Origin of the sequence: Pontibacter beigongshangensis, assembly GCF_014332515.1 — a bacterium.
GTDB lineage: Bacteria > Bacteroidota > Bacteroidia > Cytophagales > Hymenobacteraceae > Pontibacter > Pontibacter beigongshangensis.
Map to the genome: position 1 here is coordinate 21,912 of NZ_VFSD01000027.1, position 23,209 is coordinate 45,120.

The window sequence follows — 23,209 nt, forward strand, 5'->3', positions numbered from 1 at the left end:
GATGGGATAGGAATGAGGTTGAAAAAGATATGTAACATAAGAACGACTGCCACCTTAAATGCGACTTATAGCCTTAAGCTGTTGGCACCGGTACCTGTAACTTTCTACCAGAATAGTTGAACGAATGCCTGGAGCAGTTCACTTATTCTTTACTTAGCTACATAATTCAGCTTTGTGTCTATAAATAACTCTCTGATCGGATGGCCTTGTAATACAGTGGTGTCCAGAACAATGGCTACCTGAACAGAATCTGTTTTTACCGCGAGTCCTACTGGTTCCTTCTGAGATGCAACTACTATTGTATCCAGCCTTGGCACTATTACTACTGAATCTATCTCAAACTTAAGCAAACGGGCAACCGTCGGGGCTATGTCTTTTAAGGTGTATCGGGCTTCTACCTCCTTCCCTTTCTTAAAATCGGGGCCCAGCGCCAACAAACTGATGTGTTCGCACCCCTCACAGTTGTCGCCATGGTCTACCCAGCCTCCGTTTATTTCATTTAAATGCCGGCCATGATCGTTTGTAACAATGAGTGCAGTACTGTTTCTGTAAAATGAATCTCCCTGAAGAAAACCCCAAAGCTCTTTTACAAACCTGTCAGAGCGTCCAATGCCTCTTAAATAATAATCCCAGTTACCCGCATGGGCAAAACCGTCTGGCTCCATAAAATTTATTAGCACGAGGCTGGGTTTGTGCGTTGTTAAAATCTGCTTCGCTTGCAGCATCGTGAGTGAATCTGCCCGGTAGCCAGTGCCTGGCCCAGCTATGCCACAATCTATGGAAGGTATAAATTTGCCGTTCCATTCCGGATCTGATGTATTAGCCAATATATGGAGCTTATCCTTACTGGAAATAATCCAGGCTGCTGTAGTTGGCTTACCTGTATTTTTCAGCCAATATTGAAATATGGAGGGGTTTGCAGGTAACTCATCTCCGTAATTATCAATTGGCTGGTTTACGCCGGTGGTGATCACCGCATGACCGGAACTAGTGTAGGTATAGCCATCATTGTAAAAGTGATTCAGAAAAACGCCGTCCTGCTTCATTTTACCAGACATATTTGGAATAAGTCCGGGTATGTTTGCCCAAGTCTCTGAATACCTGGGTCCGTCAATAACGATAATAACAACATTTTCAGTTTGCAAAGAATCGGTTTCAGACATGGGGGAAGTACAGGCATGTATAAAAGCACCAACTAAGACCAAACCAATTCCATTTAACAAGCAGGCCAGGTTGTTAAATCTTATATTTTTGAGTTGAGATACTAAAGACCTCATGAGGGAAGTATTAAGAAAATAGTCAGCTTTTATATAAATATTATACGGAAGTGGCAAAACTAAAGCCACAGAAAGCAAAGCGGCTATCTTAAAATTTTAAGGATGGGAAAACGCGCACTTAGCAGCTGTCTACTGCTATAAGTCTTCTTACCTTAGCCGATAAGGCTAAGGTAAGGCACCAAACCTTCTATTTTTGCAAGAGCAATTTCGAATAAGAAGACAACCTTACAGCGTCTCTGGCGTGTGGGGCAACACCGCTATTGAATAGAAGATGGAAGTTTGGAACAAGTTGGCTCCGTGGTCTTACACAGAGCCCACTCTAAAGTTATGGAATTCTGTTACTGCGTCAACTCGTGGTTCATGATAAAGCCTACTTTGCTGGTGCGCGAGAGGTGCAGGTTCTCCAGTTTGTGCTTGTAGGTTATCTTTTCGATGTCGCTTACAGGTTGCCCCATCAGGTCGTTGTTGATGGAGGCAATAATGGCGCTCTCCACCAAAATGCGAAGGACTTTATCGGTTATGCGGTTTTTGGAGATGCGGTCGTAGGAAAGCTCCATTTGCTTCACGCCTTCTATGCAGAAATGGTTTTCTATGTTCACGAGCATGCGCCCGATCAGGTAGCCCGTATCGTCGAGCCGGTTGTATTTAATGGTGTCGGCCATAAAGTTGTAGGCCATAATGTGGCCGAAGAACCTGCGCTTAAAGTCTTTTTCCACATAACTGTTACGCATGATCTCGTAGTCGTCCGGGAAGGTGATAATGTTGGAGTGCATCACAAACACAAGCAGGTCGCCGGAGAACTTGATATGAAACTCATGTGCACTTATTTCTTTATATTCAATGATAACCTCAGCATTTTGCCGGGTTATTCTGTCTGTCAGCTCCTCCACTACATCCATCGAAATCATTTTCATCCGTTCAAATGCTTCTCTGGTGTTGCGGTAGATGGCTTGTTTGGTAATTGATTTTTGCTCTAGCCCATTTATAATATCACTTAATCTGTCTACTTCCATAGTTTTTTGTTGTAACCGGATTTAAGAATACTGTTTTTACCGTTATCCTATACAAATGGTTGTTCCAAAATCCTTTATCAGCCCAGGCCGGTTTTGCGCCTTACCGCCTTCAGTTTCCCTTCGGTGTTCAGTGGTGAGAGCGGCTATTATGCTAATAAAAAGCGCCCTCCGGAGGTCATGCACACTGCTGCTGCTCCTGCCCCGAAGAACTTAAACAACTGTTATTCTTTCTGTTACCAGCGCCAACACTGCTCACCCTCCAGCTACCCCAGTTCTGCCATCAGTTCCTCATTCAGCTCCAGGTTGTGGTAAACCTTTTGCACATCGTCGTCATCTTCCAGGGCATCTATAAACTTTAGTATTTTGCGGAGCGCCTCCAGGTCGTGCACCTCCACGGTGGTGTTGGGTATGCGCTGCAGTTCTGCTGTTTCCACCTCCAGGGGCAGCTCCTCTACTTTCTTCTGCAGAGAGCCAAAGTCCTCCATGGCGCCGTAAATGGTGATGTAATCCTCCTCAAACTCCACTTCGTCGGCACCGGCATCAATCAACTCCAGGGTCAGTTCTTCCTCGTCTGCAGGTTGTTCCCCTCTCCGGATCACGAACACGCTCTTTCTGTCGAATATAAACTCCAGGGAGCCGTTTGTACTCAGGCTACCATGGTTTTTATTGAAAATGGTGCGCACATTCTGCACCGTTCGGTTTATGTTGTCTGTGAGGCACTCTACATACACAGCCACCCCGTGGGTGGCATAGCCTTCGTAGGTTACCTCCTGGTAGTTGCCTTCTCCGCCCTCTCCTTTTTTAATAGCTCTTTCAATATTGTCTTTCGGCATGTTGGCCGCCTTGCTTGTCTGGATGGCCAGGCGCAGGCGCGGATTGCCATCGGGGTCAGGGCCGCCTTCTTTTACGGCTACCGTTATCTCCTTTATCAGCCGGGTAAAAATTTTAGAGCGTTTGGCGTCTGTGGCCCCTTTCTGTCGTTTTATCTTCGACCATTTGCTGTGTCCTGCCATATAACTTCTTTCTTTATTCCAGATGTCTGGCTTTTGATATGTTCGGGCAAAATAACTAAATTTTTGGCTACTAAAGCAAAAGGGCAGCCGCGCATATAGCGTGGCTGCCCTTTAAGACTGCATCCGGGTAAGTGGATTTTATAGCACAAACATGAAGATCGCGTTGATGATGTTAACGCCGATCAACAAGGACAAATTCGGTGATTCCTGTATAAATCTTTTCATGACTTCATTTTAATAATTACATCTTGCTAAAATCGGCTCCTGCCAACTTCTGTAAACATTACGCCCCACAAAAAAAGATGTTACAACGTAATTGAACTTTTTCAACAGCACCGAAAAACCACTATATAGTAAAAACCTAATTTTTAAGCGAAAATGTGGCTAACCAAGCACAAAGCTGACAGCTGAACCCTTGTTTAAATTGCATTTAAGCATTCAGAAAATAAATTAAACAAGCCTACTGCAACTATATCCGGCAATTTTTGCTTATTATAAAACAAAGACTTCCAGAGGCTTTTCCGTTACTGCGAAATCAGTAAAGTAATTTTCGTATATTTACATACCATTAACATGCTGCAGAAGCAGCACGCATACAGATCATTAAAATTATTTATATTTTGGACTTTCGTTCTTTTAACTTACACGACGACGTACTGACAGGTATTGAATCGATGGGGTACAATAACCCCACTCCTGTGCAGCAGCAGGCCATACCGCTTATACTCGAGCGCAAAGATATGATTGCCTGCGCCCAGACAGGCACCGGCAAAACCGCCGCTTACCTGCTCCCCCTGATAGACCGTATTTCGCATGCCAACTATGCCTACACCAGCACCCTGATTCTGGTGCCGACCCGTGAGCTGGCCAAGCAGATAGATGAGCAGGTAGAAGGCCTGGGTTACTATGCCCCGGTTAGTTCCATTGCTATCTACGGCGGCAACAAAGGCGATGAGTGGGAACAGCAGAAACGCGCGCTAACAGGTGGTGCCGATATTATTATTGCCACGCCCGGTCGCCTGATGTCACACATGGCCCTTGGGTACGTGCGGCTCGACCAGCTGGAGTACCTGGTACTCGACGAGGCTGATAAAATGCTGGACATGGGCTTTATGGATGATATCCTGAAAATTGTGCGCCAGCTGCCGGAAAACCGCCAGACGCTGCTCTTTTCGGCTACCATGCCACGCAAAATCCGCGATCTGGCCAAGCAAATCCTCAAAGATCCGGCTGAAATAAACCTGGCTATTGCCAAACCAGCCGAAGGCATAGACCAGCGCCTGTACCTGACCTACGACAACCAGAAGCTGCCCCTGCTGGAGCACCTGCTCAACGACCTGGAAGTGCAGAGCATGATCATCTTCACATCCCGTAAATCGAATGTGAGCCAGATCGTGCGCTCGCTCGAGAAAATGGGTTTTGATGCAGCCGGCATCCAATCGGACCTGGAGCAGGACGAGCGGGAAAAGGTGCTGCAACGCTTCAAGAACCGCCAGCTCCGCATTATCGTGGCCACCGATATCCTGTCGCGCGGCATCGATATCGACAGCCTGAGCCATGTTCTGAACTTCGACATGCCGCAGGATGCGGAAGACTACGTGCACCGCGTTGGCCGCACAGCCCGTGCTGCCTCTACAGGCATGGCGATAACCTTTGTGAACGAAAACGACATGTACCGCGTGCGCAAGGTAGAGCAACTGATTGAGCGCGAGCTGCCAAAGCTGCCATTGCCCGAAGCAATTGGCAAAGGCCCTGCTTTTGACCCAACCCGCCGATTCGACAACAAAGGCAGAGGCGGCAGCAGCAGCCCGGGCCGCAACAACAGCCGCGGCGGAAAGCCAGCCAGATCGGGCGGCAGACCACCGCACAAGGCAGGCGACCACAAACCCGGCGCTAAGCCTGCTCCACTCGCAACAGCCGAGCAACAGCCACGAGCCGAGCGTCCGCCTCGTGCCGAGGGGCAGCCGGCAGGAGAAAACCCGAACCGCAACCGGAACCGCAATAAGAACCGCAACAAAAACAGAAACCGGAACACCTCCCCTGAGCAGAAGCCGCAAGGCAGCCAGCAGGTACCGCAAAACAACAGCTAACATAAAAAGAGCCGCTCCGGGAGCGGCTCTTTTTATGTTAGCTTAAGTGAGCAGGCCTTTGTGCAGGGTCAGGTAAAGCAGCCTCTGGAAGGCCTTTTTCATTCGAATAATTAAGTGCCACCAGCTATTGTCCCGACCTGCGTTGTAAACCAGTAAATCCATTTTTGTGAGGTTGTTTGCCGTAGGTCATTCACCCTCTTGCCTATAAGCCATAGCCGACAGGCTATGGCTTATAGGCACGGGTACAATGCAATAAATGTAAAATGGCCAGGTGAGACCAAGTGATAAAAAAGGCAGAATGCCTCTGGAAGGTTATTTCTATTAGAATAATTCATTTCTAGCCCCGACATACAGTCCTTCAAAATAAACCAAGTGCATTCGAGTAAACCTCCTTGCATGGAAGCTAAATTATTTGAATGAAAAAGGCTTTCCAAAGGCTGCTAATCTATCTTTCCCAGCCCTTCAACTGTTAAGATCTACTTAGATGAACTTAATTAAATCGCATACCATATTTACAGATGCCCGGCTACACTGCCTCATTCCTTGTAACATCACTACATAACTAAATAACTAAAGTGGCCAGCTTTTCCATTGCAGCGTAAGTTTCACTTTTCGAATGACCCACTCCTAGTCGGCAATTTTACTACAAATTATCATCCTTCCCGAATAATCACCGCTACAGAAGCACAGGATCAATAACGATTTATACAAATTTCATAAAATTATAAGTACTCAACAGCAATTTTATATATTTTTAGAAGTTAATATAAATATTCGACTACACACAACACCGGTAGCACTGCCCTTAGGCTTCATTTTCAGAAGGCAAAAACAGGTTCTACACTAAAATTACCTGAAACCACTAATCCATATCTACTGATTTTCAGCAGGTTTAGAACATCTAAATACAAAAACAGATATTCGTTTCTAAATTGTATGTCATGAAAAATGCCTTACTGCTGGTACTGCTCTGCATTTTTTGTTTTACAAGCGCGTCGGCTCAAACGCCTGCTGCCAATGCCTCTGTAAAGGGCATACTGCTTGATTCTGCCAAAAAGGAAGCCCTGCCTTACGTGACGGTGCTGCTGCGTGAGCCCGGGAAGGACCAACCTCTCAAAAGCACCTTCTCCACCGACAACGGCTCATTCGAATTCACAGGCCTGGCTTTGGGCACCTATGAAATTCTGCTCACCTCGGTTGGGTTCAAAAACAAGACTATTGCTGTACCGGAACTCACCAGCACCCATCCTACCGCCAACCTTGGGAAGATATTTATTGTATCGTCGGCAAACCACCTGAAAGAGGTGCAGGTAACGGCCGACAAACTGCTGATTGTGCAGGACATTGATAAGCTGACCTACAATGTGGAGGCAGACCCGGAGAACCAGACCATGACGGCGCTGGACATGCTCCGGAAAGTGCCCATGCTCACCGTAGATGCCGAAGACAACATTCAGCTGAACGGCAGCAGCAGCTATAGGATTTTAGTCAATGGCAAAAACTCCTCATTGTTTGTCCGGAACCCGAAGGATGTGTTTAAGAGCATGCCCGCCAACTCCATTAAAAGCATAGAGGTTATCACCAACCCGCCTGCCAAATACGAAGCAGAGGGAGTGGGTGGCATTATCAACATCATTACGCATAAAAAGGGCCTGAACGGCTATAACGGCTCCATTAACGGCGGTGTTGGCCACCCGCAAACAGCCAGTGCCAGTGGTTATCTTACAGCGAAGCATAACAAGTTTGGCATCTCCTCTTACTACGGCAATCAATTCTACAATAACCCCACCAACAGGAGCTACAGCCTGCGAAGAGAGCCCTCTGCCGCACAGCTGGAACAGATAGGCACCAGCAACAACGAGGGGCATTTCCAATACTTCAGCACCGAGCTGAGCTTTGAGCCGGACTCCCTGAACCTGATCACGGCCAACTACAGTTTTAACCGCAGCCAGGGCGAGGGCATTTCTATGCTGAACGTGGAGCGGCTAAGCGGCAGCCATGTGCTGGAGCAGGCCTATACCCGCCTGAACTCCAATAACTTCAACTGGAGCGGCAGCGATCTGGGGCTCGACTACCAGCATACGTTTAAACGCAACAAGGAACAGCTGCTGACGCTCTCGTACAGGTTAAATCAAAGTGGCGATGGCAACCTGGCGGGCATCGATAACGAGGCAATCTTTAACTACACCAGCATTTTCAGCACCACCGACAATGTAGGCAAATCGAAGGAGCAAACCATTCAGGCTGATTATGTGCACCCTATTAAAAAACAAACGCTGGAATTCGGTATCAAAACCATTTTACGAGACAACAGCAGCGACTACTATTACCGCATACGGCAGGAGCAGGGGGAGTACCTGGAAGTGCCCGAACTCAGCAACAGCTTCGAGTACTCGCAGGATATTTATGCGGCCTACACGTCGGTGAGCCTCCGCAAAGACAAGTGGGGCCTGAAACTCGGCGCACGTCTGGAAGAAACCAGAGTAGCGGCGAACTTCGAGACATCACGCTCTCGCGCAAGCTTAAAGATATGGCCTCGGTCAAAATTTCGTACACACAGCGCATCGAGCGGCCAGGCCTCTGGTACATCAACCCGTATATCAACGTCATCGATTCTACCAACATCAGCTATGGCAACCCTAACCTGCAGCCTGCCACCAACAATGTGTTTACACTAGCCTACAGTACCTTCGTAAAGGGCTCCTCCATCAATGTCAGCCTGAACCACTATTTCACGAACAACTCCATTCAGCAGTTCACCACCCTGGGCGAAGATCGCATTGCGCGCACCACCTTTGGCAATATTGGCAAAAACAGCACGAGCGGCCTTAACATAAGCGGCAACTCCACTTTCTTCAAAAAACTGAGCGTGAACATGAACGGCACCCTGAATTATGTGCAACTGGAAAGTACGCTGGCCGGCAGACCGGTCCGTAACGAAGGGCTTACCGCCAACATATACAGCAACGTGAGCTACAAGTTTGAGAAGAACTGGCGCCTGAGCGGCAATGTAGGGCTAAATTCACCGCGTATAATGCTGCAGGGCAGGTCCGGGGGCTACGCCTACCATAGCATCTCGCTGAACAAACAGTTCCTGAAAGACAACAAGGTCACCATCAGCGGCTCCATATCCAGCCCCTTCCAGAAAAACCGCCGCTGGTTCTCAGAGATCAATGACCCGGCCTTTTACCAGGTTACTGAAAGTTTTTACCTGATGCGGCGGTTTAACATCTCCTTTAACTACCGCTTCGGACAATTAAAAGGTGGCATTGCCCGCAAGAAGCGCGGCATCAGCAACGACGACCAGTCGGGCGGTGGTAAAGGCGGACAGCCTTCGGGCGGCAACTAATCAGGTACACCAGGTGACAAAGCGGCGGAATTATCGTATTTTTGTACGCTACACCTATGCAGGACTTGTTACCTGTTTTGCCTGAACCCCTAAAGCAGCACACATGAAAGCATTACTCCTAATCGACATCCAGAACGACTTTTTGCCAGGCGGTGCCCTGGCTGTACCGGAAGGCGACCAGGTAATACCGATAGCCAACCGCCTGCAGCCGCACTTCGACCTGGTAGTGGCCACGCAGGATTGGCATCCGGCCAACCACAAGAGCTTTGCCTCGCAGCACGAAGGCAAAAGCACGTTTGAGGTGGTGGAGCTACAGGGGCTGGAGCAGGTGCTCTGGCCAGACCATTGTATACAGGGCACAGCCGGAGCAGCTTTTTCGGAAGCGCTGAACATGCAACAGGTGGAAGCCATCTTCCAGAAAGGCATGGAGCCAAACGTAGACAGCTACAGCGGGTTCTACGACAACGGCCACCTGAAAAGCACCGGCCTCGCCGACTACCTGCGCGGTAAACAGGTGCAGGAGGTGTATGTGGCAGGCCTTGCCGGCGACTTTTGTGTATATTTCACGGCTAAGGATGCACTGCAGGAAGGTTTCAGCACCTACCTGATCGAGGATGCCTGCCGCCCTATTTCACCGGAAAACTTTGAAAAGGCAAAAGCAGATGTCGTAGCAAAAGGTGGAAAGGTTGTACACAGCAGCAAATTATTCTAATGAAAATGGCCCTCTAGAGGACGCCGGTCGCCAATTGTGCAGAGACTTAACTGTGTATCAACTTGCTCGCTTTGTTTAGCTGGCCGTCCCTGAAAAAGGGGTTCACGGAGCAGTAGTTTAAAGGAGAGGTCTGGCTATTATTGGAACAGCAACAGTACCCTCCGGAAGGCCATTTTCATTCAAATAATTCAGTTGGGGAGAAGTGTCCGCACAATCCATCACTCCTCCACTTCCTTAATCTCCTGTGTCAGTTCCACCAGCACGCCATTGGCACTTTTCGGGTGCACAAAGCAAACCAGTTTGTTGTCGGCCCCTTTCTTCGGGGCATCGCTCAACAGCACGAAGCCCTCCTGCTTGAGCCGCTCCATTTCTGCCACGATATCGTCCACCTCAAAGGCAATATGATGAATGCCTTCTCCTTTTTTCTCTATAAATCTGGCGATGGCGCTATCCTCGGAAGTGGCCTCCAGCAGCTCGATTTTGGAGCCGCCGACCCTGAAAAAGGAAGTGTTCACACCTTCCGATTCTACTGACTCTGTTTTATATGGCCCCGCTCCAAGTAGTTTACTGTACAGTTTGTTAGCCTCACTAAAATTCCGAACGGCTATACCAATATGCTCCACCTGTTTCATTTTAATTTAGAATTAGTCTTATTACCCTTTTTTTACTAAATTTGCCCTAAATCTAAAACTAATATTTTCTTTCCGCTGTTATTTTAACAAGTACAGAAAAAAAGAACAAAACCAGTGCTATGCTAACACTTCCTATATACCTCGATAACAACGCCACTACACCACTCGATCCGCGTGTACTGGATGCCATGCTGCCGTACATGACTAAAATGTTCGGAAATGCGGCCTCCCGTAACCACGCCTTTGGCTGGCAAGCCGAAGAGGCCGTTGACTATGCCCGTGATCAAATTGCCGCGCTTATCAACTGCTCTCCAAAGGAAATTATCTTTACTTCCGGAGCCACTGAGTCAGACAACCTGGCTATTAAAGGCGTGTTTGAGATGTACGCTTCTAAGGGCAACCATATTATTACAGCTACCACAGAGCATAAAGCGGTGCTGGACACCTGCAAGCACATCGAGAAGCAGGGCGGAAAAGTTACCTACCTTCAGGTAGATAGCGAAGGCCTTATCGATCTGCAGCAGCTAGAGGATGCCATTACCGACAAAACGATCCTGATTTCCCTGATGTATGCCAACAACGAAGTAGGTGTTATTCAGCCGGTTCGCGAAATATCCAGGATCGCCAAGAAGCACGGTATCCTTTTCTTTACAGACGCCACGCAGGCAGTTGGTAAAATACCTGTAGATGTTGAATCGGATGGCATTGACCTGATGGCTTTCTCTGCCCACAAAATGTACGGACCTAAAGGCGTTGGTGCCCTGTATGTGCGCCGTAAAAACCCACGGGTTAAAGTAACCGCCCAGATGGACGGTGGTGGCCACGAGCGCGGCATGCGTTCCGGCACGCTGAACGTTCCCGGCATAGTTGGCCTGGGCAAAGCCTGCGAACTGGCCAGGCAGGACATGGCTTCCGACACAGCCCGTATCTCAGCCATGCGCGATCGCCTGGAAAAAGAGCTGCTCACCATTGAGGAGTCTTATGTAAACGGCTCGCGTGAGCACCGTCTGCCACACGTAAGCAATATCTCTTTCAAATATGTAGAAGGCGAAGGCCTGATGATGGGTGTAAAAGACCTAGCTGTTTCTTCCGGATCGGCCTGTACATCGGCTTCATTGGAACCTTCTTATGTGTTAAAAGCATTAGGATTAAGCGACGACCTGGCACACTCTTCGCTACGATTCGGCCTGAGCCGCTTCACTACCGACGAAGAGATAGACTTTGCCATTAACCACGTAAAAGAGGCTGTTGCAAAACTGCGTGATATGTCTCCGCTGTGGGAAATGTTTAAAGAAGGAATCGACCTTAACTCTATTGAGTGGGCGGAACACTAGGATTTAATTCAAAATTAAAAATTAGAAATTATGGTAAGGGTTCTTTAGAACCATCATCTATAATAATTCAATTCTGGTTTTTAATTTTGAACTTTAAGAAAAGATCTACATTAGATTAATTTCTAATTTTGAATTTATAATTTTTAATTAAAAAAAACAGAGCTATGGCTTATTCAGATAAAGTAATCGATCATTACAGCAACCCACGTAACGTAGGTACGCTGGACAAAGCAAAAGCAAACGTTGGAACCGGTTTAGTAGGTGCCCCTGAGTGCGGCGACGTAATGCGCCTTCAGATTGAAGTAGACGAGAACCAGATCATCACAGACGCGAAGTTCAAAACCTTTGGTTGTGGTTCTGCCATCGCCTCTTCTTCGCTGGCAACCGAGTGGCTGAAAGGCAAATCAGTAGATGAGGCCATGACCATCGATAACATGGCCATTGTGGAAGAACTGGCCTTACCGCCTGTAAAAATTCACTGCTCTGTTCTGGCCGAAGACGCGATCAAATCTGCGATCAACGATTACCGTGTAAAAAATGGTCTTCCGGCGTTAGAGCTGGCTGGTTCACATCACTAATAGCACAGCAACTCACAGATGGAGTCAACAACTGATGTACATCTAGAGAGTGTGCGCCTTCAAAAGCAGATTGAAAACCACTTAGGAATGAGTGGTGGCAATCTGCTTTTTGAATTCAGGCTGATCGACCATAAAACCCGCTTAGACCTGATCACAGTGAACCCGCGCCACAGCCAATCGTTCCTGCTTCATTCCGAAACAGGCTACGACCGGCTGGATGCGCTGCGCAAAATGCTGGCTTATGTGCAGCGTTACCGCGACCAGGAGAGTTCGTATACGATACAGTGGATGGCCCGAAACGACAAAGAGCTGAACACCTCTTACTTCAGGGCCCGCCACATGTACGAAGCACTCGATAAACTTTATTTTGGCCGAGACATGAACACGATCACGGTTTTCAGCATCGTGCTCAACCCAGTCTCTTAGACGATAAATGTAGTATGATAACAGTATCAGACAAAGCAAAAGAGAAAGTCATAAAGCTGAAGCAGGATGCGCAGCTCGACGACACATTCCGCTTGCGCGCTTCTGTGGCAGGCGGTGGCTGCTCCGGCCTGTCCTATAACCTCGACTTCGATGACGAGGTAAAACCAATGGATCAGGAGTTTGAAGACAAGGGTGTAAAGGTTGTGGTGGACATGAAAAGCTTCCTGTACCTGGCTGGCACAGAACTCGATTTCTCTGACGGCCTGAACGGCAAAGGCTTCTACTTCAACAACCCGAACGCCAGCCGTACCTGCGGCTGCGGCGACAGCTTCTCCGTGTAGCGAAAAACTCCAACTAAATTATTAAAAGCGAGCGGGCACCAGTAACAGGTGCCCGCTCGCTTTTTGTAATAAGTAAGGATGTGCAGCAGCAGCTGCTATAAAGCTACGGGAGGGCCATTTTCATTCAAATAATTCCTGCATGCCGCAAGTTTAGGCGCAGCCGTAACTTGTGGCTTTTCCATGATAGCAAGTTTTCAACTTGCGTAGTCCATCGCTTCTTTCGCTTTTGATAGTATCGTAAATAGGTTATGGTGCTGCTGCATAAATAATTCGTTTTTACCTTTACCTTCCGCTGTAGCCGAATGTTTGCGCAGACAACTGACATGGGAGAGAATATATACACGGTACTTAAATTGCCAATATTATAATTCACGCAATTTAAAAACTTGCCCTAATGGTTACCACAAGTTACGGCTACGCCTAAACTTGCGGCATGGTAGGCAAAACACTCGCAGGAGCTGCGCACACGGCGAGGTTTAATTATTTGAATGATTTTGCCCCTCCGGAGGCTCTGCTACTCCTGCTGCTGTTTCGTTTCATTAATCTTTAAATAAGGCTTAGTTGTGCAGCAGCAGCTAAAAGAACTCCTAAGGGCCATTTCCATTAGAATAATTGGCGCCATCGCCAAATAAAAAGAGGGCACTCTCACGAGCACCCTCTCCTAACATTGTTTTTCTGTGGTTAACTGAGCAAGCTCAAGACAAATCACTCATTCAAGATTCAACACTTAGTAAGCTCTGCCGGCTTTGTTCTCCACAAAGTTCATAAAAGCGCGGTTCACCACTTTAATACCGCCCGGGGTCGGGTAGTTTCCGGTAAAGTACCAGTCGCCGGTATGGTTAGGGCAAGCCTGGTGCAAATCGTCAATTGTCTGATAGATTACCTGAACTTCTGCCTTTACTTCGGCTGCCCTTACAATCTCAGACACTTTTGCCGAGATCTGTTCAGCGGTGAAAGGCTCATAAAGCTCCTGCACAAAATTAGTCTGGCTGAACGCAGGCGTTCCGGCGGCTGCCACACACTTCTGATACACCTCCTTCACTCTGTCCACGCCTGACTCTTTTACAAGCTCCAGCATAGCTCTGAACGCCACAAACTCTTTTACTCTGGACATGTCGATGCCATAGCAATCGGGGTAGCGGATTTGCGGGGCGCACGACACGATAATGATCTTTTTGGGCTCCAGCTTGTCGAGCATCCGGATGATACTTTTCTCCAGCGTGGTTCCGCGCACAATCGAGTCGTCGAGCACCACAATGGTATCAATCCCTTTCTTCACTACCTCGTACGTCGTGTCGTACACGTGCGTCACCAGGTCGTCACGGCTGTCGTTGTCGCTGATAAAGGTGCGCAGCTTGGCATCCTTAATCACCAGTTTCTCGGCGCGGGGCTTAAACTGCAGAATCTCGTCTAGCTGTTCTTCCGTCAGCTTCTGGTTCAGAATAGCCTTCTTACGATAATCGCGCAAGTAGCTTTCAATGCCCTTCATCATGCCGATCCACGAAGTTTCGGCTGTGTTTGGGATATACGAGAACACCGTATTTTTGAGGTCGTAATTGATTGCTTCCAGAATCTGAGGGCAAAGCAGTTTACCCATATTCTTGCGTTCCGTGTAAATCTCAGGGTCATTGCCTCTGGAGAAGTAGATGCGCTCAAAGCTGCAGGAAGTCTTTTCGAGCTGTGGCAGAATTTCTTTTAGGCCCACTTCTCCGGATTTGTCGATGATAAGGGCAGAACCGGGAGTAATTTCCTTTATTTCGCTGTAATCAATATCGAAAGCAGTTTTAATGGCTGGCTTTTCCGAGGCTACCACCACCACTTCATCATCCATATAATAATAGGCAGGGCGGATACCGTGTGGATCGCGCACTACAAAAGAGGCGCCGTAGCCAGTCAGGCCAGCCATGGCATAGCCGCCGTCGAAGTCGCGGCAGGAGCGCTTGAGCACACGCTGCATGTCCAGATGCTGCTCTATGAGCTGGGTAATCTCCTGGTTTGTATGATCCTTAGCTTTGTGCATGTCGAACTGCCGCTGGTTTTCCTCATCCAGGAAATGGCCGATCTTCTCGAGCACTGTAATGGTGTCTGATTTGTGTTTCGGGTGCTGGCCAAGGTCGATCAGCTTCTGGAACTGCTCATCCACGTTGGTCATATTGAAATTGCCGGCCACGGCCAGGCTTCGGCTGCGCCAGTTGTTCTCGCGCACCATCGGGTGGCAGCTGTCCACGTTGTTGATGCCATGCGTGCCGTAGCGCAGGTGGCCCAGGTACACATCGCCCAGGAAAGGCATATTCTCCCACACCCAGCTCACATCTTTCACACGGTCCGGCTGTTTCTCCTCCAGCTCCGAGTATTCCTGCCCAATCTTCTTAAAGATATTGTCGATGGCACGGGTCTTAACAGAACGGAAACGGCTGATGTACTCAATGCCAGGCATTGCGTTAATTTTGATACTGGCAACTCCTGCACCATCCTGCCCCCGGTTATGCTGCTTCTGCATGAGCAGGTACAACTTGTTTATGCCGTACAGGGGCGTCCCATACTTTTCGGCGTAATATTCAATTGGTTTTCTGAGCCTGATTAGGGCAATACCACACTCGTGCTTAATAGAATCGCTCATATTATCTTTAACGTACTGTTGTCAGCAGTTTCTCAATCCAGTTCAGCAGCAGGTCCGGCTTAAAAAAGAAAACCAGCAGTGGCAAAGCAAAGAGAGCCAGCAGCAACTTATCCGACAGTGAAATAACTAAATTTTTGTGCGTATAATTCCCTTTGAAGAAAAGGTAAAAAGGTATCTTGATATAATAGAATAATGCCACCCCTGTAAGTAAGATACCCACCACCAGCAAGGCCAGCAAAAGCTTGTCCTGGCTTAGACTATAACTCTCCCAGAGATTGGAGAAAACGAGTAATTTCCCCATAAAACCTGCCAATGGCGGCAACCCTGTGAGCGAAAGAAAATAAAGCAAGGCCATTACCCCCAGGTAAGGGTATGCCCGGCCCAGCCCTGCGAAGTCTGCCATCCGCTCCATCCTAAAGTCGTCTTCAGCCATCTGCAGAAACAGGAATACGCCAAAGTTCATAAACAGCAGCACCGTGAGGTAAAACAGAATACTGTTGGTGTAGCCGGTCCCGAAAGCCAGCAAGCCCGCCAGCAGGAAACCAGCGTGCGAGATAGAGGAATAGGCCATCAGCCGGCGCGGGGTCCTTTGCCAGATCGCCGTAAAATTGCCTATGGCCAGCGTTGTCAATGCCGCCAGCCCCAGAAACAACTGCACATCAGCCACTGACACTGAGATACCCGGATCCGAAAAAGCAGCCACAAAGCGCAGGATGACCACAATACCTGCCATTTTAGGCCCGGTTGAGAACAGCGCCACCACAGGCATGGGCGCACCCTGGTATACATCTGGGGTCCAGAAATGGAAAGGAGCAGCCGAAATTTTAAAGAAGAAACCCGCGAACAGCAGCACCGCCGCCACCGTCACCATCAGAGGGTTGGCCTGCAGCAGCGTAAACCAGAAATCGCCGGAGGTATAGTCGAGGGAACCGGTAAGGCCATAGAAGAACGACATACCGTACAGCATCACCCCTGCCGAAAGGGTACCGTACAGAATGTACTTCAGGCCTGCCTCTATGGCGCGCCCTTTCTCTTTCAGCGTGAGCGTGAGTATGTAGGAAGCGATAGAAACAAGTTCAATGGCCAGGAACACCATGAGCAGGTTGATGGACTTGGCCATCAGGTTCAGCCCCAGCACCAGCATCAGTAAAAAAGCGTAATACTCCCCCTGCCCCTGCTGCCTGTTTTCAAGCTGCCGGTTCTGGAGCGAGAGCAGAATCGTAAAAATGCCGGCCGCACTAAACAGAATGCCGGCATAGCGCGCCAGCCCATCGGAGCGCAGCAGGTTCAGGAACTGCACACTTGTGGTGGTGTAGCCACCCAGTACTTGCGTAAGCAGCGAAGCGAAGAAGGCCGTGAGCGCCAGCCAGGGCAGCAGCCTCTTAATGGCAGGCGACTTGAACAGATCGAGAGTAACGAGCAGCAGGAAGAAGAACGCCAGCATCAGTTCGGGCAGCAAAGAACCTGCTCCCTCTAATATGGCATTAATAGATTCTGTTAAGAATACTCCCTGCTCCTCCACGTACACGTTAAAAAATCGATGATGAAATAATGTTCAGTTGCTCCTGCCCGTTTTGCAGCACCAGTTCCGTAAATCCGGCTACCGCCATGCCAATTTTGTCGAGCAGCAGGTGCGGGAAAATACCGAAAAGCAGCGCCAGCAGCGCCAGCGGCACCAGCATCAGGTATTCTCTGGAGTTCAGGTCCGTTATGACAGCCTTCGGGCGCAGATCCGGAAAAATCCAGAACTTGCCAAAGAACATACGCTGCAGTGCCCACAGGTAATAAGCTGCCGCCAGCAACAAGCCAAAAACGGCCACTACGGTGAGCCAACGTGGCAACAGGCCGGTGGCCTCGGGGGCACTGAAACCACCCACCAGCACCAGTAGTTCCGCAATAAAACCCGAGAACCCAGGCAAACCTAACGAAGCAAAGAAAGCGATAACCACAAACGTGGTATAAGCCGGCATTTTGTTGGCAATTCCTCTGAAATTCTGAATCATCCGGTTATGCACCCGATCGTAGATCACCCCCACCACCAGGAAGAGCATGGCGGAGATAAGGCCGTGGCTGAACATCATGTAAATGGCACCGTTCACGCCTTCGGTCGTGAGCGAGGCCAGCCCCAGCAGCACAAAACCCATATGCGACACCGATGAATAAGCGATCAGCTTTTTCAGGTCGTTCATGGCAAGCGCACACAGGGCACCATAAATAATAGAGAACACACCCAGGCCGCCCACCAGCACCGAGAAATAGGCTGCGCCATCCGGGAAAATGGGATACACAATCCGGATAAGTCCGTAGCCGCCCACTTTTAGCAATATGGCAGCCAGCAGCACAGAAATTGGCGTTGGAGCCTCTACGTGGGCATCGGGTAGCCAGGTATGCACCGGCACCACCGGCACCTTAATGGCAAAGCCCGCAAAAAGCAGCAGGAAGGCGATAAAGCGGAGCGGCAGGTTCCAGAGCTGATAATCGGAAAGCGAATGCAGCAAACTGTCGGGCACAAAGTTGGCGGCATTCATCATGGCCGGGATGCTAAACGTGCGCACCATGTCGGAGGCATGAAGGGCGTTGTCCTGCAGCATTTGCTGTACCCTTGCTATAACTTCTTCGCCGGCTGGCAGGCCGTCCTGCACCAGCTTTAGTTGCCAGGCCGTTGCCTGCGGATCGATAACTGAAGTATACAGCCCGATCATTACGATCAGGATGAACAGCGACCCGACCAGCGTATAGATAAAGAACTTGATGGCAGCATATTCGCGCTTGGGTCCGCCCCAGATCCCGATCAGGAAGTACATGGGCAGCAGCATAAACTCGAAGAACAGGTAGAATAGGAAGAAATCCAGGGCCAGGAAACAGCCCATCACGCTGGTGAGCAGCAGCAGGTAAAGCAGAAAATAGCCTTTTACATTTTTTTCGATAGTCCAGGAAGAGATCACACCGATTACCCCGACAATGCCCGTAAGCAGCACCATGCCCACACTAATGCCATCTACCCCCACGAAATACTCAATTTGAAAGCGCCCCAGGTTGCCGAGCGAGAATCCAATCCAGCGGAGCTTCTCCACAAACTGGTAGCCGGTCTGCCCGTTTGCAAAGGCACCGCCATCAAAGCGCAGGTAAAGCCACACTGCCAGCCCCAGTTGCACCAGGGAGCCCAGCAGCGCCACCGCCTTAATTGGCTTTTGCTGGCGCACCGGCAGCATCAACACGACCAGCGCCGCCAGAAGAGGGGTAAAAATTAAGCTAGTTAAAATCAGATTCATCCAGTAGGTGAATTGTTAACAGATTCTTGTTGATTGCTTGGAAGACCCAAAACTTTGTTATACTGGTTGTCCAGATTCAGATTATTTGAATGAAATTGCCCTACCAGCGGGTAATCGGCACACATGCCCTTTGGCCCCGCTCCTATCCTTGTTCGCTTCACCCCGTTTTTCAAGCCGCAAAATTAGCTATCATTTCAGGACAATGTATAGTATTATCAAAATAAATCCGAAAAGAGAATAAGCGAAGTACGATTGCACCTTGCCGTTCTGCAGGTTCCTCCCGAAACTACCCGTCAACCGCGACAGTGCCCCGACCAGCCACACCATGCCATCCACTGCCAGCCGATCGAACCAAGCTATCATTTTGGCCAGTACCACCAGAATAATGCTTCCATTGTTCAGCAGGTAATCAATTACCCGCTTATCGGTTCGGTACAGGCCGCGTGCAAGTACTGTGGCAGGTTTCACAAAGGCCTTGTAGTACAGCTGGTCCAGGTAAAAATGATGGTAGGAGAGTTTGCCAAAGGTGCTCTGCGGCTGCTCCTGCAGCAGCATCTCCCTGGTTTTGTTGCGGTACTTGATCATGGCATAGCCACCTCCTGACACTCCAAGCGCCACCGCCAGCACGGCAAACAGCACATGTGCCACGTGGTTGGCTTTGTCCTGCTCCACCACTGCCTGCAAAAGGCCATCGGCCAGCGGCCGGGCATCAGCGGCAAGCAAGTGCAGGTTCAGCCCCTGCAGCAGCCAGCTTCCGGCAAAATCCAAGGGGTTAAGCGAAAAGAACACTCCCAGCGACAGCACCGCCAGCAGCACCACCGGTACCAGCATCACCAGCTCTACCTCTCTGCCAGCCGAAAAACGGATCGACTTCACCTCAAACGGCAGCCGGAAATCCCCAAAGAACATCAGCCACAGGTGCCGCCCCATGTAGTAAGCCGTGAGCAACACCACCGCAAACCCGATGGCCGGCACCAGGAAATAAAGTGCGTTGCCGTTGGCACTCATGGTTTGCGCCCAAGCCCAGCTTCCTGCCAGAATCGCATCTTTCGACAAGAATCCGGAGAACAAGGGGAGGCCAACCAAGGCTGCCGCAGCTACTAAATAAGCATAAAAAGTGAAGGGCATGACTTTGCGCAAACCGCCCATGTTGCGAATATCCTGCGGATCTGGATGCTCCGGCAGGTGTGCATGGTGCAAGCCACGGTGCATGGCATGTATAATAATTCCAGCATTCAGGAAAAGGGCTGCTTTAAAGAAGGCGTGGGTGGCCAGGTGGAAAAGCGAGGCATCGTGTGCCCCAGTGCCCATGCCCATCACCATATAGCCGAGCTGCGAAATGGTAGAAAAGGCCAGCACAGCTTTGATATCGTTTTGTGTAAGGGCGGCAATGGCACCCAACAGCGCCGTGATGGCCCCTACAACCGCGATGACAGTCAGGGCATCTACGGTGTAGAAGGCGTAGCACCTGGCCAGCAGGTAAACACCCGCGGCCACCATGGTTGCCGCGTGTATCAGCGACGACACGGGCGTAGGCCCCTGCATGGCATCGGGAAGCCAGACCTGCAGCGGGAACTGCGCCGACTTGCCCACACACCCCATGAACAGGCCTAAACCTGCCAGCGTGAGCCAAAGTGGGTTCAGTTCCAGGTCCCAGGGCTGTCCGTTCAGCGAAAATGAAGAAATAAAATTTCCATTGATCCAGTTGCCTTCGTGAATGAGCGCACGAAGCGCCTCCAGGTCGAAGGTGCGGAAGCAGGTGTAGAAAAAGAACAGCCCGAGCAGCAAACCAATATCGCCGACCCTGTTTACCAGGAACGCCTTTTTGTTGGCTGCCACGGCCGCAGGCCTTTCGAACCAGAAGCCAATGAGCAGGTAAGATGAAAAGCCTACCAGTTCCCAGAACATGAACAGCAGCAACAGGTTGTCTACGAGCACAATGCCGAGCATACTGAACGTAAACAGCCCCAGAAAAGCGTAATAGCGGCTATAGCCTGGGTCGCCGTGCATGTACCCTACCGAAAAAAGCTGTACCAGGGCAGAAATGAAGGTGACGATGACGAGCATCAGCACCGTGAGGTTATCGAGCAGAATGCCTGCCGTGAAATCGGAGAGGGTGCCGCTGCCGGTCGGGAGGCTAAACCAAACCCATCGGCTGTGGAACGTGGCATTGTTCCAGGTGGTGGTAAAGAGCCACACCGACAGGCCAAGAGCGAGTGCTGTACAGGCTATTCCGAGCCAGTCGCCCTGCCGGGGGAGTCGCTTGCCGAAAAAGAAAAGGCCCAGAAACGCAAGCAGGGGCAGCAACAATACTGCCAGCGCAAGCTTTGTTTCGGGAGTGCCAGCCAGGGGCGCTATAAGCGTGGAAAGCTCCAAGTTCTAGTTCGACAGGTTAACGATTTCAGTCTTTGCAGCGCAAAAAAGATGTATGACTCACTTATTGCCTGCAACGAAGGGGCAAAGGTAAGGATATTGCGCTTTTAATAACACATTTTTAAGATGTTCTGCCGAAGGCGGAGAGAAATACGAGGGCACAAACTCGGGAAGATATTAACTGAGGCTGAGTTTACGGAAAAACAGGGGCAGCCGTGCCGCCGGAAGCTCATCTTGTAGGCATAAATTCAAGACATAATGCGGCGCATTGTTCACTGGTGCGAGCTGGTAGCTCGTACTTTCATCATACTTGAACATTCGAATTGGGCAACATCAGGTTATGAAGTGTTGATGCTTTACATGCTGTTGCCTAAAATAAGAAAACGTACGAGCTACCAGCTCGCACCAGCGGCGGAAGAGAATGCGTAACCTGCAGCCTTAGCTTTAAAGAGTTTTCACCTTATCCGGAAAATTGTCGTACCCTTGAGCCAAAACCAAGCTAAAAAGCTTTGGAAGGCCAATTTCATTAGAATAATCCGACAGCAGGTTGTTATAGTTCCCCCTCTACTCCTCCCCTATTACCTGGTTCAGGTTGGCTGTCTTGAAATGCTGATAGACCCGAAGCACAATAGCCAGCGCCACTGCAGACTCCGCCGCTGCTACTACAATTACAAAAAGAGAGAACAGCTGCCCCTGCATCAGTTCAGGGTCGTAGCGACTGAAGGCTACCAGGTTCAGGTTAGCTGCATTAAAGATCAGTTCGATGCCCATGAGCACCACCACGGCATGGCGCTTGGTAATAACGGCCAGAATGCCCAGGCTGAAAAGCACTGCACTCAACAGCAGGATGTGCTCTAATGGTATCTGCTCCATATTACAGTTTCGTTGGTTTGTCGGTGGCGATGTAGGCTGAGCCCATCAGGGCGATCAGCAACAGCAGCGAAGCTAATTCAAATGGCAGCACCACGTCTGTCATCAGCTTAATGCCTATGGCCTGCACCGTGCTTTTCTGGGCTCCCAGCAGATCGGTGTCAGCGGCCTCTATCCAAGGGAGGCTGACATAGTTTGTCTGCAAGATGGTGTAACTAAGGCCAAGCAGCAGCAAGCCAGCCACTGCTATTCCCCAACCGGTATTCACATTCTCCGACAGAACTGATTTGTCTTTCACGCGGCTGCTGAGCATGATACCAAACAAGATCAGCACCAGTACCCCACCCACATATACCATGAGCTGAATAACAGCCAGAAAGTCGGCGAACAGCAGTACGAAAATGCCGGCCACACTCAGCAATGTCAGCAGCAGCGCGAAAGCAGCATACAGTAGATTGCGCGTCAGCACCATGTAAGCGCCGGAAATAGTGGCCAGTGCGGCAAAAAGGTAAAAAAGCATTTCTTATTTTTTTAAGACACAAGTAGCAGGACTCAAGATTCATTTCTTGTTGATGCCCTTTCTGCTTATGGGTTAAAACCAGTTACTCATTTCTGTATATTCACTTTCATCAATCTAATATAAGGATAAAGTCTTGTGTCTTGTGTCTTATGTCCTGATACCTGGGTCCGAAACCTACCCCTGCTGCTTTCTGGCCGCCAGTGCAGCAGCCTTGGCCGCTGCCATTTCCTCCTGCTGCTTCTCCAGGAGTTGCTTCTTTTCGTCTGCCTGCTCCGGTGTAAGGTCGGTAAAGTGGTAGACCATGTTTTTGATATCTACTTCCGGGAAGTCGTACACAGGAGTCATGGTGAGGCAATCGGTGGGGCAAACGGTGGTGCAGAGGCCGCAGTAGCAGCACTTGGCCATGTCGATATCGAAGGTTGGGGCGTAGAGGCGCTTTTTGGTACCGTCTGAGGTTACTCCAATGTCTTCCGTGGCTTTCACCGATTCGATGGTGATGCAGTTGACAGGGCAGATTTTGGCGCAGAGGTCACAGACAATGCAGTCGTCGATCTCGTTGTGCAGGCGGTAGCGGCCTTTATCAGGCACAGGGAGGGCCTCGTAGGGGTATGTGAGCGTTACCAGCCCCTCCTGCTGCTCAAAGTAGTTTTCGTCGCTGATATACATCGGCTTGCGGCGTTTGTCGGCATGCAGAAAATGCTGCAAGGTAAGCTTTGCCCCACTCACCAGCGACTTCACTACATCCCAGAAACCGACTTTATGTTTCACAACAGATTTATCCATAATTAT

At 49.7% G+C, this 23,209-nt stretch carries 17 protein-coding genes and 1 pseudogene; 7 read left to right on the forward strand and 11 right to left on the reverse strand.

The genetic code is table 11. The annotated features are described in order from the left end of the window. Positions 1-149: 149 nt before the first annotated feature. From FJM74_RS19255 to FJM74_RS19265, 3 genes are all read right to left on the reverse strand, one after another. Positions 150-1,277: a sulfatase-like hydrolase/transferase gene (locus FJM74_RS19255; RefSeq protein ID WP_187264266.1), complete on the reverse strand. Its 1,128-nt coding sequence runs from the start codon at positions 1,275-1,277 to the stop codon at positions 150-152. A 338-nt stretch (positions 1,278-1,615) separates the two neighbouring features. Beyond that, positions 1,616-2,290, reverse strand: coding sequence for a hypothetical protein (locus tag FJM74_RS19260; RefSeq protein WP_187264267.1), 675 nt, complete (start codon positions 2,288-2,290; stop codon positions 1,616-1,618). Positions 2,291-2,553: 263 nt separating this feature from the next. Beyond that, entirely contained in the window at positions 2,554-3,303 is a 750-nt protein-coding gene (locus tag FJM74_RS19265) for a YebC/PmpR family DNA-binding transcriptional regulator (protein WP_187264268.1), read from the reverse strand. Positions 3,304-3,923: 620 nt separating this feature from the next. Here FJM74_RS19265 and FJM74_RS19270 point away from each other — a divergent pair. The 3 genes and pseudogenes from FJM74_RS19270 (at position 3,924) to pncA (ending at position 9,454) form a co-directional block, all read left to right on the forward strand. Beyond that, positions 3,924-5,393, forward strand: a complete 1,470-nt coding sequence (locus tag FJM74_RS19270) for a DEAD/DEAH box helicase (protein ID WP_394353901.1) — start codon at positions 3,924-3,926, stop codon at positions 5,391-5,393. Between the two features lie 941 nt (positions 5,394-6,334). Beyond that, a pseudogene (locus FJM74_RS22765) lies at positions 6,335-8,742 on the forward strand (TonB-dependent receptor domain-containing protein). Positions 8,743-8,845: 103 nt separating this feature from the next. Further along, positions 8,846-9,454, forward strand: a complete 609-nt coding sequence (pncA, locus tag FJM74_RS19280; protein ID WP_187264270.1) for a bifunctional nicotinamidase/pyrazinamidase — start codon at positions 8,846-8,848, stop codon at positions 9,452-9,454. A 218-nt stretch (positions 9,455-9,672) separates the two neighbouring features. Here pncA and mce read toward each other — a convergent pair whose 3' ends face one another. Further along, positions 9,673-10,086: a methylmalonyl-CoA epimerase gene (mce, locus tag FJM74_RS19285; protein ID WP_187264271.1), complete on the reverse strand. Its 414-nt coding sequence runs from the start codon at positions 10,084-10,086 to the stop codon at positions 9,673-9,675. Positions 10,087-10,205: 119 nt separating this feature from the next. On the opposite strand from mce, the gene FJM74_RS19290 reads away from it, so the two are divergent. The 4 genes from FJM74_RS19290 (at position 10,206) to FJM74_RS19305 (ending at position 12,765) form a co-directional block, all read left to right on the forward strand. After that, positions 10,206-11,420 carry an IscS subfamily cysteine desulfurase gene (locus tag FJM74_RS19290; RefSeq protein WP_187264272.1) on the forward strand — a complete coding sequence of 405 codons (1,215 nt, stop codon included), beginning with the start codon at positions 10,206-10,208 and terminating at the stop codon, positions 11,418-11,420. 164 nt (positions 11,421-11,584) lie between these two features. Next, positions 11,585-11,998: a Fe-S cluster assembly scaffold IscU gene (gene iscU / locus FJM74_RS19295; protein WP_187264273.1), complete on the forward strand. Its 414-nt coding sequence runs from the start codon at positions 11,585-11,587 to the stop codon at positions 11,996-11,998. An 87-nt stretch (positions 11,999-12,085) separates the two neighbouring features. Beyond that, entirely contained in the window at positions 12,086-12,424 is a 339-nt protein-coding gene (locus tag FJM74_RS19300) for a hypothetical protein (protein WP_241739256.1), read from the forward strand. 14 nt (positions 12,425-12,438) lie between these two features. Further along, complete coding sequence (locus FJM74_RS19305) at positions 12,439-12,765, forward strand: HesB/IscA family protein (RefSeq protein ID WP_187264275.1); 327 nt, start codon at positions 12,439-12,441, stop codon at positions 12,763-12,765. A gap of 727 nt (positions 12,766-13,492) precedes the next feature. Here FJM74_RS19305 and FJM74_RS19310 read toward each other — a convergent pair. The 7 genes from FJM74_RS19310 to FJM74_RS19340 form a co-directional block, all read right to left on the reverse strand. Next, complete coding sequence (locus tag FJM74_RS19310) at positions 13,493-15,385, reverse strand: amidophosphoribosyltransferase (protein ID WP_187264276.1); 1,893 nt, start codon at positions 15,383-15,385, stop codon at positions 13,493-13,495. Between the two features lie 7 nt (positions 15,386-15,392). Then, positions 15,393-16,913, reverse strand: a complete 1,521-nt coding sequence (locus FJM74_RS19315; protein WP_317175589.1) for an NADH-quinone oxidoreductase subunit N — start codon at positions 16,911-16,913, stop codon at positions 15,393-15,395. Between the two features lies 1 nt (position 16,914). Then, complete coding sequence (locus FJM74_RS19320) at positions 16,915-18,657, reverse strand: complex I subunit 4 family protein (RefSeq protein WP_187264277.1); 1,743 nt, start codon at positions 18,655-18,657, stop codon at positions 16,915-16,917. A 189-nt stretch (positions 18,658-18,846) separates the two neighbouring features. Next, positions 18,847-21,033 (reverse strand): NADH-quinone oxidoreductase subunit L, encoded by a 2,187-nt coding sequence (gene nuoL, locus FJM74_RS19325; RefSeq protein ID WP_241739257.1) that lies wholly within the window; start codon positions 21,031-21,033, stop codon positions 18,847-18,849. A 561-nt stretch (positions 21,034-21,594) separates the two neighbouring features. Then, on the reverse strand, positions 21,595-21,903 hold the full coding sequence (gene nuoK / locus FJM74_RS19330; RefSeq protein WP_187264278.1) for an NADH-quinone oxidoreductase subunit NuoK: 309 nt from the start codon (positions 21,901-21,903) through the stop codon (positions 21,595-21,597). Between the two features lies 1 nt (position 21,904). Further along, positions 21,905-22,420 carry an NADH-quinone oxidoreductase subunit J family protein gene (locus FJM74_RS19335; RefSeq protein ID WP_187264279.1) on the reverse strand — a complete coding sequence of 172 codons (516 nt, stop codon included), beginning with the start codon at positions 22,418-22,420 and terminating at the stop codon, positions 21,905-21,907. A 174-nt stretch (positions 22,421-22,594) separates the two neighbouring features. Further along, positions 22,595-23,203, reverse strand: coding sequence for a 4Fe-4S binding protein (locus tag FJM74_RS19340; protein ID WP_187264280.1), 609 nt, complete (start codon positions 23,201-23,203; stop codon positions 22,595-22,597). Between the last annotated feature and the right edge of the window lie 6 nt (positions 23,204-23,209).